Source organism: Shewanella sp. MR-4 (assembly GCF_000014685.1).
Taxonomy (GTDB): Bacteria; Pseudomonadota; Gammaproteobacteria; order Enterobacterales; family Shewanellaceae; genus Shewanella.
In genome coordinates this window covers 1,775,842-1,790,000 of sequence record NC_008321.1, presented here as the reverse complement: position 1 = coordinate 1,790,000, position 14,159 = coordinate 1,775,842, and the positions used below count along the sequence as shown (strand labels likewise).

At 46.5% G+C, this 14,159-nt stretch carries 14 protein-coding genes (1 of these 14 running past the window's edge); 3 read left to right on the top strand and 11 right to left on the bottom strand.

The genetic code is table 11. The annotated features are described in order from the left end of the window. On the bottom strand, positions 1-82 hold the start of the coding sequence (gene gmhB, locus SHEWMR4_RS08010) for a D-glycero-beta-D-manno-heptose 1,7-bisphosphate 7-phosphatase (RefSeq protein ID WP_011622304.1). 470 nt of this gene lie to the left of the window's left edge; the window shows 82 of its 552 coding nt (coding positions 1-82); it begins with the start codon at positions 80-82; the stop codon falls past the left edge of the window. Between the two features lie 317 nt (positions 83-399). On the opposite strand from gmhB, the gene SHEWMR4_RS08005 reads away from it, so the two are divergent. Both SHEWMR4_RS08005 and SHEWMR4_RS08000 read left to right on the top strand, forming a co-directional pair. Next, positions 400-1,071 carry a GntR family transcriptional regulator gene (locus tag SHEWMR4_RS08005; RefSeq protein ID WP_011622303.1) on the top strand — a complete coding sequence of 224 codons (672 nt, stop codon included), beginning with the start codon at positions 400-402 and terminating at the stop codon, positions 1,069-1,071. 92 nt (positions 1,072-1,163) lie between these two features. Next, the gene (locus tag SHEWMR4_RS08000; RefSeq protein WP_011622302.1) at positions 1,164-2,228 is read left to right on the top strand and encodes a ketoacyl-ACP synthase III; all 1,065 of its coding nucleotides are present in this window, start codon (positions 1,164-1,166) and stop codon (positions 2,226-2,228) included. A gap of 44 nt (positions 2,229-2,272) precedes the next feature. Here SHEWMR4_RS08000 and SHEWMR4_RS07995 read toward each other — a convergent pair whose 3' ends face one another. Next, the gene (locus SHEWMR4_RS07995; protein WP_011622301.1) at positions 2,273-2,872 is read right to left on the bottom strand and encodes a lecithin retinol acyltransferase family protein; all 600 of its coding nucleotides are present in this window, start codon (positions 2,870-2,872) and stop codon (positions 2,273-2,275) included. 438 nt (positions 2,873-3,310) lie between these two features. Beyond that, entirely contained in the window at positions 3,311-4,306 is a 996-nt protein-coding gene (locus SHEWMR4_RS07990) for an NADP-dependent oxidoreductase (protein ID WP_011622300.1), read from the bottom strand. A gap of 233 nt (positions 4,307-4,539) precedes the next feature. On the opposite strand from SHEWMR4_RS07990, the gene SHEWMR4_RS07985 reads away from it, so the two are divergent. Next, a complete protein-coding gene (locus SHEWMR4_RS07985; protein ID WP_011622299.1) occupies positions 4,540-4,965 on the top strand; it encodes a MarR family winged helix-turn-helix transcriptional regulator in 426 nt (141 codons plus the stop codon). A 247-nt stretch (positions 4,966-5,212) separates the two neighbouring features. Here the strand turns inward: SHEWMR4_RS07985 and SHEWMR4_RS07980 are convergent, their stop codons facing one another. From SHEWMR4_RS07980 to SHEWMR4_RS07945, 8 genes are all read right to left on the bottom strand, one after another. Then, the gene (locus SHEWMR4_RS07980) at positions 5,213-5,899 is read right to left on the bottom strand and encodes an exonuclease domain-containing protein (RefSeq protein WP_011622298.1); all 687 of its coding nucleotides are present in this window, start codon (positions 5,897-5,899) and stop codon (positions 5,213-5,215) included. After that, positions 5,899-7,761 carry a DUF294 nucleotidyltransferase-like domain-containing protein gene (locus SHEWMR4_RS07975; protein WP_011622297.1) on the bottom strand — a complete coding sequence of 621 codons (1,863 nt, stop codon included), beginning with the start codon at positions 7,759-7,761 and terminating at the stop codon, positions 5,899-5,901. Before SHEWMR4_RS07975 ends, SHEWMR4_RS07980 begins: the two co-directional genes overlap by 1 nt. Positions 7,762-7,910: 149 nt before the next feature. Further along, positions 7,911-9,647 carry a sodium:solute symporter family protein gene (locus tag SHEWMR4_RS07970; protein ID WP_011622296.1) on the bottom strand — a complete coding sequence of 579 codons (1,737 nt, stop codon included), beginning with the start codon at positions 9,645-9,647 and terminating at the stop codon, positions 7,911-7,913. A gap of 11 nt (positions 9,648-9,658) precedes the next feature. Continuing rightward, positions 9,659-9,925 (bottom strand): DUF4212 domain-containing protein, encoded by a 267-nt coding sequence (locus SHEWMR4_RS07965; RefSeq protein WP_011622295.1) that lies wholly within the window; start codon positions 9,923-9,925, stop codon positions 9,659-9,661. Between the two features lie 437 nt (positions 9,926-10,362). After that, a complete protein-coding gene (locus SHEWMR4_RS07960; RefSeq protein ID WP_011622294.1) occupies positions 10,363-10,986 on the bottom strand; it encodes a thiol:disulfide interchange protein DsbA/DsbL in 624 nt (207 codons plus the stop codon). Between the two features lie 130 nt (positions 10,987-11,116). After that, the gene (locus tag SHEWMR4_RS07955; RefSeq protein WP_011622293.1) at positions 11,117-11,968 is read right to left on the bottom strand and encodes an SDR family oxidoreductase; all 852 of its coding nucleotides are present in this window, start codon (positions 11,966-11,968) and stop codon (positions 11,117-11,119) included. Between the two features lie 62 nt (positions 11,969-12,030). Further along, positions 12,031-13,236: an HD-GYP domain-containing protein gene (locus tag SHEWMR4_RS07950; protein WP_011622292.1), complete on the bottom strand. Its 1,206-nt coding sequence runs from the start codon at positions 13,234-13,236 to the stop codon at positions 12,031-12,033. A 209-nt stretch (positions 13,237-13,445) separates the two neighbouring features. Next, positions 13,446-13,934, bottom strand: coding sequence for a DUF2919 domain-containing protein (locus SHEWMR4_RS07945; RefSeq protein ID WP_041408744.1), 489 nt, complete (start codon positions 13,932-13,934; stop codon positions 13,446-13,448). Positions 13,935-14,159: the final 225 nt, after the last annotated feature.

Below are 14,159 nucleotides of genomic sequence, written 5' to 3'. Positions count from 1 at the left end.
CATCCACCTGATGCACATAACCATGATCTTTGTTGATCACACCATCACGGTCTAAAAATACGGCTCGATTGACTGTACCCACAGTACTACTCCACTCACTAAAAACGGCGCTTAATGCGTAATTTCCCTATTATTCCATCCATTGCAAGAAATTGCACCGCGAAGTTGTTAGAGACATGACACTGTTTGCCCCAGATCCGGCTTATCTCAACCTAAGCGAGTTTAAGACAAGAATAAAAGACGACTTATCACAGCGTATTTAGCCCAATAAATCAGCCGATAAATGTTTTTCAGGCATAAGGAATGCGGTATTCAATCGAGCTTTTCCCTTTATTTGTACTCTTTTTAACGGTAACCTTGCACGGATAACAATAAAACACCTAAAAACAGACGGTCATAATGAGTCGAACTACGCCTATAGTCCATAAAACCCGCACCCAATTAGTTGTAGAAGTGCTGAGAGAGAAAATTCTTTCGGGTGATATAGCCGCAGGGGAACCACTCAGACAAAGCGCCTTAGCCGAGGCCTTACATGTAAGCCGTATTCCCGTGAGAGAAGCCTTACTACAGCTGGAGGCGGAGGGGCTTGTGAAGTTCGAACCCCACAAAGGGGCGACCGCGACCGAATTATCCGTTGAACAAGTGACTGAGCTTTTTGAATTACGCGCCATGATCGAGACCGATCTACTCGCCAAAGCCATACCACGACTTCAAGAAGAAGATTTAATAAAAGCAGAACGCGTATTGGAGCAATTGGAATCGGCCTTTAAACATGAAGATGCCGTCGCCAGTTGGAGCGAGCTAAATACACAGTTTCATACCTGTTTATATCAAGCCGCCAATCGTCCACATACGCTAGAGGTTGTCCACGGCCTCAATACTAACTGCGATAGATATATCCGTTTGCAATTGCTGCTCGCAGGAGGTATTCCCGCAGCAGAGCACGAGCACCGTGAACTGCTCAACTATTGCAAACAAAGAGAAACAGAGAAAGCCACGGCGTTGCTGCGACATCATATTTTGCATGCCGCAATGACAATTCGGGATCTCGTCGCCAAACAGGTGGTCTAGATCACGGACTGTCATTCGTTATACCGATAAGCTTTGTTGTCGATTTGAGGCAGCACGCTAAGTTCTGCCTTTTTTATTTGAGAGAAAACACCATGCAGTACGCCACTATCACTGGCTGGGGAAAATGCGTTCCTCCCGCCACTTTGACTAACGATGATCTTGCTACTTTTATCGAAACTTCCGATGAATGGATTAAAAGCCGTACCGGGATCAGCCAGCGTCATATCAGCCATGTGAATACCTCAGAATTAGCATCGGTTGCCGCTAAACGCGCCCTTGCCGCGGCAGGCATTGACGGCAGCGAAATTGATATGATCATTTTAGCCAGCGCCAGCCCAGATACCTTGATCCCCAATATTGCCTCTACAGTCCAGGCTAATATTGGCGCAAGCTGTGCAGCCTTCGATATCAATGCGGCATGCAGTGGCTTCTTATACGGCTTAGGTTTAGCCAGCTCACAGATCAAGAGTGGCCAGAGCAAGAAAGTATTGGTGATTGGTGCTGAACGTTTATCATTCTATCTAGATTGGTCACGCCGTGAAACCGCAGTGCTGTTTGGTGATGGTGCGGGTGCCGTCGTGGTTGAAGCGACGGACGTTCCAGGCGGTGTATTAGGCTATGAGCTGAATAACGACCCAGAAGGTCGCGATATCCTAAAAGCCGGTTTTGGTACTGCGATGGACAGATTCTCCGCCGAATCATTAGACTTTTATATTCAATTCGATGGCCAAGAAATCTTTAAACGTGCCATTAATGGTATGAATAAGTTAAGCACTCAAGTGCTTGAAAAATGTGGCGTCGATAAGGATGAAGTCGACCTAGTGATCCCACACCAAGCGAACGAGCGCATTATCGATACCCTAGTTAGCCGCATGAAGATCCCTAAAGAAAAAGCCTTCGTGAACATCGCTAACTATGGCAACACCTCGGCGGCCACTATCCCCATCGCCATCTGCGATGCGTTGGAAAAAGGGTTAATTAAGCCGAACCAAACCATTCTGTCCTGCGCTTTCGGTGCTGGGTTAACCTCAGCAGCGCTGCTACTGCAGTGGGGCGAGCGCGTGACCCCTGTGCAGGTGAGTGATGCTCAGCTGCCACCCTGTGAGCTAAGTGGTATTGAGCTGGTTAAACGTGCTGTGGATTATTTCTGTAAGTAATTTATCCCGCTAACAGGGCTCAAAGGCCATCTTCGGATGGCCTTTTACATTTTTATCTCTTCAGGGACTCGACGCATTTCATCCCAGTAAATCCCCTGCTTAAAATAGCCCGCGAGTTTTTGATTTAATTCATTAAAGCTTTTTATGGCAACCTCTTCACCACACAAACATGACCAGACGAATCGATGGCAGTTGTTGTCGAACAAATCATATTCACGGTATTGATAAATGGCCCGCTCGGCACGGCTCACCATATCACTGGCAATCAGTGGTTGATGTTGATGATTGCAGGCAATATAGATTTGGCTACCAGTACGCCCCGCTAGAAACCGTTTTACCGATACCGCCCTTATCAGCCCTGAGCCATGTAGCTCGATAAGGCAATCATCCGCCAACCAAATGCCAGTATGTTCAATGACCCCAAACACATAGCAGCAAACAATGCTTCCAGGCTGCGGCGAGACTTGTTTAAAGCCCTTCTGCCACTGGCTGGGTGCTGCAACCATGGCTTGGTTGGCACTCGCTTGCCGTGGCGCTCTGCCTAATAGGCGGTCACGCTCAAGCTGTTGACGCTTTTCACGCTCATCGGCGAGCAATAACGCGCCCATTGCTGCACTGCCAAGCCAAAGTAACGGTAATGGCATATCATCCCCTTATGGCAACAATCACCTTTAATAAAACTCGTCTTTAGACCGTTTACCTCAAAGACGGCACCTTTAAAACCAGTGAATCTTACCCTTTGAATTATCACTAGTATGAGTGAAGTACAGTTGCAAATAATTGCCAAATTTTCTGCTTAAGCGCCCGTAAATGAAACTTGTTGCTCACTCATTTAACAGGTCTTTTGAAGCTTTAAACCAGAAATTTATGCAGTGTAATGGGATAAGAGTTAATTGAAGATGAAATATGTCAACAGCATGAATCTATCTGCTTGTTAGCGGTGAAGAATCTGAAATACGAAAAGAAGATAAGCAGAAAAAACGGAAGTCTTTGCAGTCAAAGGCTTCCGTTATATGGTTAACCTATTGGTTACACCAAGGTGTCATTGGCCTCATCAGTGAGCGCCATAAGACAAGGCAATATTAGAGTTTAACCAGCATCTTTCCTTTATTTTTGCCTTCGAATAAGCCGATAAATGCATCAGGAGCTTGTTCTAAACCTTGATATACTGTCTCTTCCGACTTCATTTTGCCTTCTTGTAACCACTGCGCCATCTGTCCCACAAACTCGCTGTACTGGTCCCAATAATCCATCACAATAAAGCCCTGCATGGTGAGCTTTTTGGTGTTAATCGCTAAGAGATTGCTTGGACCAGGAACTGGCGTCTGCGCATTATAATAGGCAATCATGCCACATACCGAAATGCGGCCGTAATCATTCATCACATCTAAAGCAGCTTCAAGATGGGCGCCACCGACGTTCTCAAAATACACATCAATGCCTTCTGGAGCCGCGTCACGCAGTGCTTGGGTTAAATCGGTCACATTTTTATAGTTAATCACCGCATCCACACCGAGACTTTTGACGAGCTCGGCTTTTTCATCTGAGCCAACTGAAGCAATCACTTTACAGCCATTAAGCTTGGCGATTTGACAGACAACCATACCGACCGCACCGGATGCAGCTGAAACAAATACTGTATCCGTTGGTTTTAACTTAGCCACTTTCATTAGACCGACCCAAGCTGTCAAGCCAGGCATACCGATAATACCTAAAAAGTACTGCTCAGGAATATTCACTGCAGGTAATAAAGTGAGATCGCTACCGTCACTGATAAAGGCACTACGCCAGCCACTGATATGGCTCACCTTGGCACCAACGGGAAATTGTGGATTTAAGGATTCAATGACTTCACCAATGGCGCCACCATCCATCACTTCATTAATTTGGTATGGCGGAATATAGGAATCCTTGTCGATCATCCGACCGCGCATATAGGGATCGACCGACATCCAAGTGTTTTTGACTAACACTTCTCCGGTTTTCAAGGCGGGTAATGTGACCTCGACCAACTTAAAGTTAGTTTGTGTTGGCATACCTGTAGGACGTGATGCTAAATGAATTTGATTGCTTATCATGGTGTTAACCTCTATTAAATCCAACACACATCAAACTGGAATATGTGTTTTTCGTAGACAATGCACGACTCTATTCGCTTGCAAATAGTTTGTGCGCAAACTTTATGTCAATAAGGTAACCAGATGTGATGCAGAAAGCAACTACTAAGTCTAAAAATATTTTGTGCGCAAACTATTTTTAGACCGCGTAATTTGTTAACATCACTACTTCTTGCTAATCATGGGTAAAGTGTATGGCTCAAAAATTATCTGACAATGTGTGCTTTGCACTGTATTCGGCCACGAACTCATTAGTGAGAGCGTTTCGCCCCATCCTTGACGAATATGATCTCACTTATCCCCAGTACATTGTGATGCATTCACTCTGGTACGTGAATGACGTCAGCCTGAAAGAGTTGTCTAACGACACTCGCTTAGATCCAAGCACCTTAACGCCAATCGTGAAGCGTTTGGAATCAAAAGGATTACTCACTCGAAATTTATCAGAACTGGATGAACGGAAAAAAGTGATATCACTTACCCTTAAGGGGCGACAATTGCAGGATGAAGCGACTCAACTCACAGAGAAATTGGTGGCTCGCTCTAGCATGAGTGCAGAGCGTATCGAGGAATTACGACTCTTATGCCTAGAATTAGAGGCGGAGTTATCCAAAGACTAACCGAGCGAGTGGAAAAGCGTTATCTGAGACTCTCTTAAATAAATTGCCTTTCAAGCACAAGACAGCCTAACCACGACAAAGACTGACAACAGAACTGATATTTTTTCTAATCAGAGGCTTGGCTAAGTGAACCATGGACTTAGCCAAGTCTGTTGAATGAAGAAGTCACTATTGCAGCAAAGTGGCGTACGTCACTCAAATCTCGCTATCGATTTTGGCGAACCCTTTGATGTCTTTAATACCCGTCTTAGCTCGAGTAAGCCAATAATTCCCCCACTTTTAACTCCTCGGCGCCGCCCATGCTAGCCACCTGCGCTAATAACAGTTCGCCACAGGCTAAGGCATCTGTCAGTGCGCTATGGGCGCCATAGATAGGCAAACCATATCGCTCACGACAGGCTCCCAATCTTAGACTCCCCTCTTTAAGCACTGAGTGTTCGCGTAACAACCGATGTTTCTCAAGCAATAGGGTATCAATTGCAGGTATAACGATAGCTTGATGATAAATAGACAAAATATCTTGTTGTAAAAAACGGCAATCGAGTGGAGAGTGGTGCGCAACCAAGATGTGCCCACGGGTTTGGCTCACAAACCATGCCATCGCCTCCTCAATACTCACAGCCTCAGTTAAATGATTATCGAGAATGCCATGTATCGTCGCACTCTGTCCGACACTGCCCTGGATTTGCACTAATTTTTGCTGCGCGCTCCCAAGTGGAATAGTGCCATTTTCAATCGGGACCAGCCCAATACTTAAAATTTGGTCATTTAGAGGATCTAAGCCCGTCATCTCCAAATCCATCGCCATCAAGGGCGCGCGACTGATGGGCAAATCTAAGAGTGGCAATAAGGATTGATAGTAATCCTTAAATAACTCATGCTGACAGCGCAGTGCTCGCCACCTCAGCTTAGCGTTAACCCACCATGGTCCCATTAAAAGCTCCGCATAAATTTCATCTTCATGCCCGACTGGGCATCATGGACCACCTTAAAGGCATCCCGTAGTTGATGCCGTACCAAAGAAGATAAATGTCCAGGTAACAGATAGTTACTAATCTTAAGCCCCTGCGTATGTTGGTAACCTTGATTTGATAACCGCATATGGGCGATAAACTCGTGAGCATCGGCTAAGTTAAGCGCATCCTTACGATTGAGAATATTCGCGTCCATCAGTGCCCGAATGCGTTTGGCAGTATTGACTTCCTTTATGCCGGCCGACAGGGCATATACGCGGGCGATATCGTTGATCAAGGCATTACCTTTATGCTTTAAATCAATGCCTTTGACTTCACTGCCATCGCGTTCTAACACAAATTTTCTAAAAAATCCTAAGGGCGGAGACTCGATTAAGGAATTGCCAGTTAAACCCGCGAGGAAAATATCATTGTCTTTGGTTTGTGCCAGCACTTTATCCTGCAGAGCATTGAATAAGGATTGCGGGCCAAACACCGAACGCATATCGAAGAAAATACTCGCATGCATCAATGCCTTTGGCTCTGGCGTAACCACCCACTTTTCAAAGACCTGTTGCCATGCTTTGAGTGACATACGCCACTTAGGATTTTGCGCCATGATATTGCCGGGGCAAAAGGCATAGCCACATTGGTCAAGCCCAGCACAGACCGCATGGGTCAAGGCATCGAAATACCCTTTGGCATAATCATCCATTTCTTCGGCCACCAGCAGTCCGTTATCTTGATCCGAACAAGCGGCTTGGTCTTGCCGCCCCTGCGAGCCAAAGGCTAACCAGCAAAACGCCATCGGCGCCTCACCGAGAATTTGCTGATTTAATACAATCAATCGCCGGGTTAAGGCATCGGTGACCGAGGTCAGCACGCGACCAATCTCCTCAGCCCTTGCATCGGCACTGATTAAATTTTGTAACAACAAGGGAATTTGTTTACTGACGCTAATTAAGCTGGCGAGATCCCGCTGTCGCTCGATTTCACCAATCAGCAGCAAGGGCTGCGAACCTTGGCCGCGTAAGATGTCGGTGCTGGTCACCATACCAATGGCTTTCACTTCATCGGTATTTTGATCATCAATGATCGGCAAGTGATGAATGTTATGCTCACTCATTAATAACATCGCCTCGAAAATCAAGGCATTCGATGAAATCGAAATCGGCGATGTGGTCATGGCTTGATGCACAGCGATTCGGCCATCGAGTCCGGCAGCAAGCACCCGATTACGCAGATCCTTGTCGGTTAAAATCCCCACTAGCTTATGATTATCTGTGACGAGTAAAGACGACACCCGCGAGTTACGCATCAAGAGCGCCGCTTGCGTTACGCTAGCATGGGCATCGATCATAATGGGTGAAGATGACATCAAGGTACTGATACGACTGGTGGTCGTCAGATCTTTGGCCTTAAAACGCGCCTCATGGCGCAACCGCTTGGCAAAGGCGCGGGTGAAAAATTTATCAAAATGCCGACTTTCACTGCGTAGTTGATCGAACAATGCCTGCGGTAAGTGGTATACCAAACTGTCTTCGAGAATGGCGACCCGATTCACGACCTTCTCCCCTGACAATAAGGTCGAAAAGCCAAAAAACTCCCCTTCGGCGACCCTGTCTACTAAGACCCCTTCGGGATCGCGTACCTCAAAGGCACCGCTGCGAACCAAATACAATTTCGGCGCATCGGCATCAAATTTCACAAATCCTGAGGCTTTGCTGTAATAACCGACGATCACTGACTTAGCACAATGGCGAATAGTGTCGTCTGGCAAGGTATCGAAGGGAGCCGTAGACGTTAAAAACTGCACAACGGGTTGTAATTCGCTGGCGTTCATAGCAACACCTTATTTTAGGTGAATTTTATCCCACTATAACGCGCTCGATTGTTGGGCCATATACGACTAAAGTCAGGCTCGAACTCAGCGCTGACACCACCAAAAACAAAAGGACGCAAACGCGTCCTTTTTTCTTAATCTAAATGATATTAGTGGCCGCTGGCCTCACCCGCCCCTTTAGGGAAACGGATAGACTCAACCATATCCTGTACATGGGCTGGTGCCGCTGCGGTCAGTTTGCAGACAATAGCCGCAACCGCAAAGTTCACTAGCATACCCACCATACCGATACCTTCTGGCGAAATACCGAGGAACCAGTTCGCCGATACGTTGGCCGTTGGGTTCACAAACTTGAAGTAGATGATATAACCCGCAGTGAACAGTAAACCTATTACCATACCTGCAATAGCACCTTCTTTGTTCATGGTCTTAGAGAAGATACCCATGATAATCGCAGGGAACAGAGATGACGCTGCCAGACCGAAGGCGAATGCCACCACAGCTGCTACGAATCCTGGAGGGTTAACCCCGAAGTAACCGGCAATCACAATACCGATACCAGCAGCAAGTCGAGCGTACATTAACTCTTTCTTGTCAGAGATATTCGGCATCAGGTTCTTCTTCAGTAAGTCATGTGATACTGAAGTAGAGATAACCAACAACAGACCCGCAGAGGTTGATAGTGCCGCAGCAAGACCACCCGCAGCCACCAGCGCGATAACCCAAGCTGGCAGATTAGCGATTTCTGGCGTTGCTAATACGATGATATCGTTGTCGATCTTCATTTCGTTAGGGCTAGCAGCATCTTCCATTTTGCCTTTTGCGTAATAGATTTTGCCGTCGCCATTCTTGTCATCCCATTTGATCAGGCCAGTTTTTTCCCAGTTTTTGATCCAATCAGGCGCAGTTTCATAGGCAACACCCTTTTGATCTGGACCGTTAATGGTCTCAATCATATTTACACGGGAGAAGGCCGCTAATGCAGGTACAGTGGTGTACATGATGGCGATAAACACCAGTGCCCAGCCAGCAGAGATACGCGCATCTTTCACTTTAGGTACAGTGAAGAAACGCACAATAACATGGGGTAAACCTGCGGTACCAACCATCAGAGCGCCGGTAATACAGAACACGTCGATCATGCTCTTAGAGCCATCGGTGTATGGCGCAAAGCCTAAATCTACCGATAGATTGTTGAGTTTCTCTAACAGATAGACGCCAGAGTTATTACCAGCAGCATCGATTAACTGAGCACCGAAACCAATTTGAGGAATGATATGACCCGTCATCATCACAGATAGGAAGATTGCAGGCACCATAAAGGCGAAGATCAGCACGCAGTACTGGGCCACCTGAGTATAGGTAATACCCTTCATACCACCGAGTACCGCATAGAAGAACACCACGGCCATACCGATGTACACGCCAGTATCCACCTCAACTTCGAGGAAGCGAGAGAATACTACGCCCACACCGCGCATCTGACCTGCAATATACGTAAAGCAGATGAAGATAGCGCAAATAACCGCTACCGTACGCGCCGCTTGGGAGTAATAACGTTCACCCACGAAATCAGGCACGGTAAACTTACCAAATTTACGTAAGTATGGTGCCATACACAGGGCTAATAGAACGTAACCGCCTGTCCAGCCCATCAGGTACACACTGCCGTCATAACCGACGAAAGAAACAATACCCGCTAACGAAATAAAGGATGCCGCTGACATCCAGTCGGCTGCCGTTGCCATACCGTTCACAACGGGGTGAACACCGCCACCCGCTACATAGAACTCTTTAGTCGAGCCCGCACGGGACCAAATCGCGATCCCAATGTAGAGCGCGAACGACAGCCCCACAATCAGATAAGTTAATCCTTGTACACCCATTTCCGTTCTCCTTAGTCTTCTTGTACGTTATATTTTTTATCTAAGGCGTTGGCTTTTGCCGCATAGACAAAAATAAGCGCAACAAAGACATACATAGATCCCTGTTGAGCAAACCAGAAACCTAACTTGAAGCCCATGAAATGGATTTCATTAAGTACATCAACCAATAGAATGCCACATCCAAATGAGACTGCGGCCCAAATAGCTAATAGGCCCAAAACCAAACGTAAATTCTCGTTCCAGTAACCTTTTGCTTTATCATTATTTTCAAACGCCATAGCGACTCCCCTGTGCTGTTTTATTTTTAAGTCTCGTTAAATCTAGCAACAGCTGGAGTGACCACAATCAAGACCTTAGTCTAATTTGCGAAATACCTCACACGGATAAAAATTGAATAGTATTTAAAATCATAAAGTTAACAATGATTTTACATTTGATTGCAAAAGTCATTTTTTGAGCAACTTAGACCAATGTCGAACAGCCTAAGACTAGAAAGAGACAAAATGGCGTGGTAAGTGGAACAGCTAGAAAGTAGTAACAGCCTGTCATACAAACAAAATATCGTATCACGTCGAGTGTAATCCGAGAGTTATCAGCTCAATCGAAGCCATTTAGATTGGTCAACAAAAGGTAAAAAATAACCCAGCATGGCTGGGTTATAGGAAACAGATAAACAGGTAAATTGGCGCCATCATAGACGCTACTGATCATCCCATTATTTGGCGGCTAAGAATTTCACTAACTCGGCCAATTCTTCAGGCGTGTGAACCTTAGACGTGATTAAGTAACGGCCATTCACTAATAACGACGGCACACCTTTGATGCCCGACAATTGCGCTTGCGAGTCGTAATTCATCACGGAAAACTTCGCATCAACTGAATTCATTGCTGCATCAACATCATCAGCTTTCGCGCCTTGAGCCACAAAGAAGGCCTTCACCTGTTCAGGGCGAGTAAATTGTTCACCCTTCTCATGGATTTGTTTAAAAATCGCTTCATGCACTTGCTTGGTCATTTTCAGCTTCTGTGCGACAAAATACGCCAATTGGCTCAGCTCCCACGCGGGACGTCCCGCGCCCACAGGCGTGCGTTCGAAGGCCACATCCTTGCCCAAGAGTTTTACCGTGGAAGCGACAAAGGGTTCCTGCTTATAGCAATGTGGACAGTTATAGGAGAAAAACTCACGCAGTACAGGCTTTTGCGCTTCGCTGATCCCAGCGACAGTGACATAGTCCTTCCCTTCTTCAAAACTCGCCGCTTGCAGCGCAAAACTGGCACTTAAGACCAATCCACATGCCAAAGCTGCCAAAGGTCGAACAAGATTAGTTAGGCTTTTCATATATTCTCTTCTTATTAGTGACTGCATCATTGAATAGTAAGTCGTTTGCAACTCGCGCAGGCCATTAAGATACCTCAAAATATGGCCTTTGTTCTTAAACATTTGTTAACAATAGGCGCAAAATCACCCATTAACAGGCCGCTAACATCGCAAGAGGGGAAGCAAACTGATACTCAAACCCAAGCTCGCGGACTATCGCATCACCGAGAATGACTTTGCTGGGTTGTACCTGCCCATTAAATTGTGGCGCCGCTAATCCCAAGGACTCGGCGGCGGCCACATAAAATTCGCTTCTCGAGGGATGCTCTGGCGCGCAAAGATTATAAATTGCGGCGACCTTTTCCCCCTTCGCCTTTGCATCAATAATCAAGCTCACCGCCGCAACGCAGTCCTGCAAATGCACCAGATTAACCGCAACATTGCCGCCAGCCACATCGGTTTTACCGGCAAAGAAGCGCCCAGGATGACGTTTGGGTCCAACCAACCCCGCAAAACGTACGATGCAGCTATTCGGTTGGCGAGCAAATAAGGCTTCGGCGTCCAATAACACCTGTGATGAAGGTGACTCGGCCTGTGCGTCCGCTTCGGTCATGGATTTGTCAATGGAGGGATAAACACCCGTAGTACTGATAAACACTATGCCTTGATAATGCCAGCCTTGGGTTAGCGCAATTAATTGCTGCAATTCTTGAAGATAAGCGGTATTACCATGTTTGAGGCGCGGAGGAATATTGACGAGAAGAAAGTCTGTCTGAAACAAGTCCTTTAAAGCTTGCGCGTCGGGGAGAACGTCAGCGTCATCCCCGAGTTGCAGTTGGAATCCACGGATCCCCGCCTCAGTGAGCGGTGCTAACTCCTCCGTGTGGCGTTTAGCACCAGTGACTCGATAACCCGCTTGTACTAAGTGTTTAGCAAGGGCAAAGCCAAACCAACCACAACCGACAACCGCAACACTTTTTTGATTTACCACACTCAACTCCATTTCCTTTGACCGTCACCCCAAGGTATTTCGGCCAATAGCATACGGAACTCTGGCGCAGGGATTCAAGCTTGGAACGAGCTAAAATAAAAACTAATGCCTTTATCCATTTGCAAGGTGCGGATCGCGCCCTCGGTTAACTCCTCCGCGCGAATGGTCTTTTGTACTGTCACCCCTTCATCACTTAAAAAGCGTAACGAGGCCTCGCTGCCATCTTCCTTACAGGCCCACACCTGCGGTTGACTCACCTCTTTAGTGGTCATGATCACCTTAGCGACAGTGTCGTCGGACAGCTTGACGATAGTGCCGGGCGGATAGATGCCTAAAATCTTAACCAATACTGCAATTAAGGATTCGGCATGCTTACTCGCTCGGTTTTTAAATAAATAACCTAATGCCACCTGCGGTGAGGACGCCTGCTGACCACTAAGCTGCTGATCGTAATCGTTCGCCAGACTCACTATTTGAGTGGTAATGGGGATTTTGGCTCCAGTCAGCCCATCGGGAAAACCTGAACCATCGATAAACTCATGGTGATGCAACACAATATTCAGCACTTCCTTTGGAAAGAGTCCCGAGCGATTCAGCATGTCATAGCCAAAGTTGGGGTGCATCTGTAGGTAATTAGCCTCATGGGGAGTGAGTGCCCCCCGTTTACGGCGGATCACATCGGGGACTTTGAGTTTACCTATATCGTGAAATAAGCTCCCCAAGGCAATATCACGCAGATCCCGCGCTGGCAAGTCGAGAGCTTGGCCTATCATCATGGCTAATACTGCTACCGAGATGCCATGCTGAGTCACACTGACCTCTTTTTCATCCATTCCGACTAAGGTGAGGAAAGGTTTTTCGACTTCTTGTAGATGGCTGAGTAAATCTTCGACCAGTGCGGCGGATAAGCGATAAGCGCCTTCTGGGTCGCTCACGACTTTGCCATACACATTACGGCACTGGTTGACGCTCTCTAAAAATCGTCTTTGGCTTAAACGCATCGCCTTACGGGTATCGGCCTTCAAGTCACGCTCCGGTGGCGCTTCTTCAATCTCCTCGACTTCTTCATCTTCATCTATCGATTCGAGTTCATCGCTGTTACCTGAAATCAGATACACATAGGGCACACCGAGTCCGCGGATCATTTCAATGTGAGCCGGACTACTGATATCCACACGGTTAAATAAAAAAGGGTGATTCGTCCATGACAAAGGCAACTTGACTCTCATGCCAAGTTGAAGTTCGGAAAGTAATAATTTTCGTTGTGCTGCTTTTGCCACGCAATATGACTCCTTTCATGTACACAAGAAGCGTAAATCTTTGCTTCTTTAGTCGTACATTTAAGCTAAGTACATATAACTATAGATGATTCAACAAAATCAGTAAGCTATAAATGAAAAAATGCTTATCAAACTGAGGGATAGTACACACAAATCATCCCTCTGTGGTTCGAGGTTAGATAAAAAGCTGGAATTACAACGAGATGAGTCTAGTCTTTTTTAGCCGAAGTTGCATTCTCTTTCGGCCAGTCGGCGAGGTAATAGCTAAGGCGCTTTGACTTGTAAACATACAAACATGACCAGAACAACACTAAGGCGTCGAGGGCCAAACTCCAATGGAATAAAAATTGCCCGTGGATTAGCCGCTGTGCGAGTAAGGCAGCATCGACTAATAGCAATAACCACAATCCCCATTTGAGGTGGGCAAACAGCGGACGCAGTAATAAGGGTGAGCGACGACGCTCCGCGATAACCACAAAATAGAGCGCCACCGCGCCCAAGCCCGCCGCGAGTGCAAGCAAAAAGTCTGACTTTTCGGGATAGAAGAGCCTGACTAATTCTGATCTATCACTGGCTTGAGTAAGCGAGGCAATAAAAATACACCAGCCGCGGGCGAGAAAAGCCAGAATGGCATATAAAAAAATCGGTGGTTTGATATGGCCTTTATCATCGAGCCAAGTGATGTGACTAAAATTCAATCGCAATCCATTTAGTAAAAACTAAAGCAATATAAACTAGATGGTGGCGTAACGGCTAAATTCAATGGCTGGTGTGAATAATTCGTGCAAGCTTGTTACGTTTAAGTGTCACGCTCAAGTTTGCTAGGCTCAAGTTGTGTTATGCCAAGTTCACCACATAAACCACGGCCCCATATCTTAGTCATAAAAAAGCCCCGCAAGGCAGGGCTTTATAATCGAAGGGAC

Coding starts and splice junctions, on each gene's coding strand:
- SHEWMR4_RS07955 (WP_011622293.1), bottom strand. CDS start 11,968: ATGGAGTTGAGTGTGGTAAATCAAAAAAGTGTTGCGGTTGTCGGTTGT.
- SHEWMR4_RS07995 (WP_011622301.1), bottom strand. CDS start 2,872: ATGCCATTACCGTTACTTTGGCTTGGCAGTGCAGCAATGGGCGCGTTA.
- SHEWMR4_RS07990 (WP_011622300.1), bottom strand. CDS start 4,306: ATGATAAGCAATCAAATTCATTTAGCATCACGTCCTACAGGTATGCCA.
- SHEWMR4_RS08000 (WP_011622302.1), top strand. CDS start 1,164: ATGCAGTACGCCACTATCACTGGCTGGGGAAAATGCGTTCCTCCCGCC.
- SHEWMR4_RS07970 (WP_011622296.1), bottom strand. CDS start 9,647: ATGGGTGTACAAGGATTAACTTATCTGATTGTGGGGCTGTCGTTCGCG.
- SHEWMR4_RS07975 (WP_011622297.1), bottom strand. CDS start 7,761: ATGAACGCCAGCGAATTACAACCCGTTGTGCAGTTTTTAACGTCTACG.
- SHEWMR4_RS07960 (WP_011622294.1), bottom strand. CDS start 10,986: ATGAAAAGCCTAACTAATCTTGTTCGACCTTTGGCAGCTTTGGCATGT.
- SHEWMR4_RS07965 (WP_011622295.1), bottom strand. CDS start 9,925: ATGGCGTTTGAAAATAATGATAAAGCAAAAGGTTACTGGAACGAGAAT.
- SHEWMR4_RS07980 (WP_011622298.1), bottom strand. CDS start 5,899: ATGGGACCATGGTGGGTTAACGCTAAGCTGAGGTGGCGAGCACTGCGC.
- SHEWMR4_RS08005 (WP_011622303.1), top strand. CDS start 400: ATGAGTCGAACTACGCCTATAGTCCATAAAACCCGCACCCAATTAGTT.
- SHEWMR4_RS07985 (WP_011622299.1), top strand. CDS start 4,540: ATGGCTCAAAAATTATCTGACAATGTGTGCTTTGCACTGTATTCGGCC.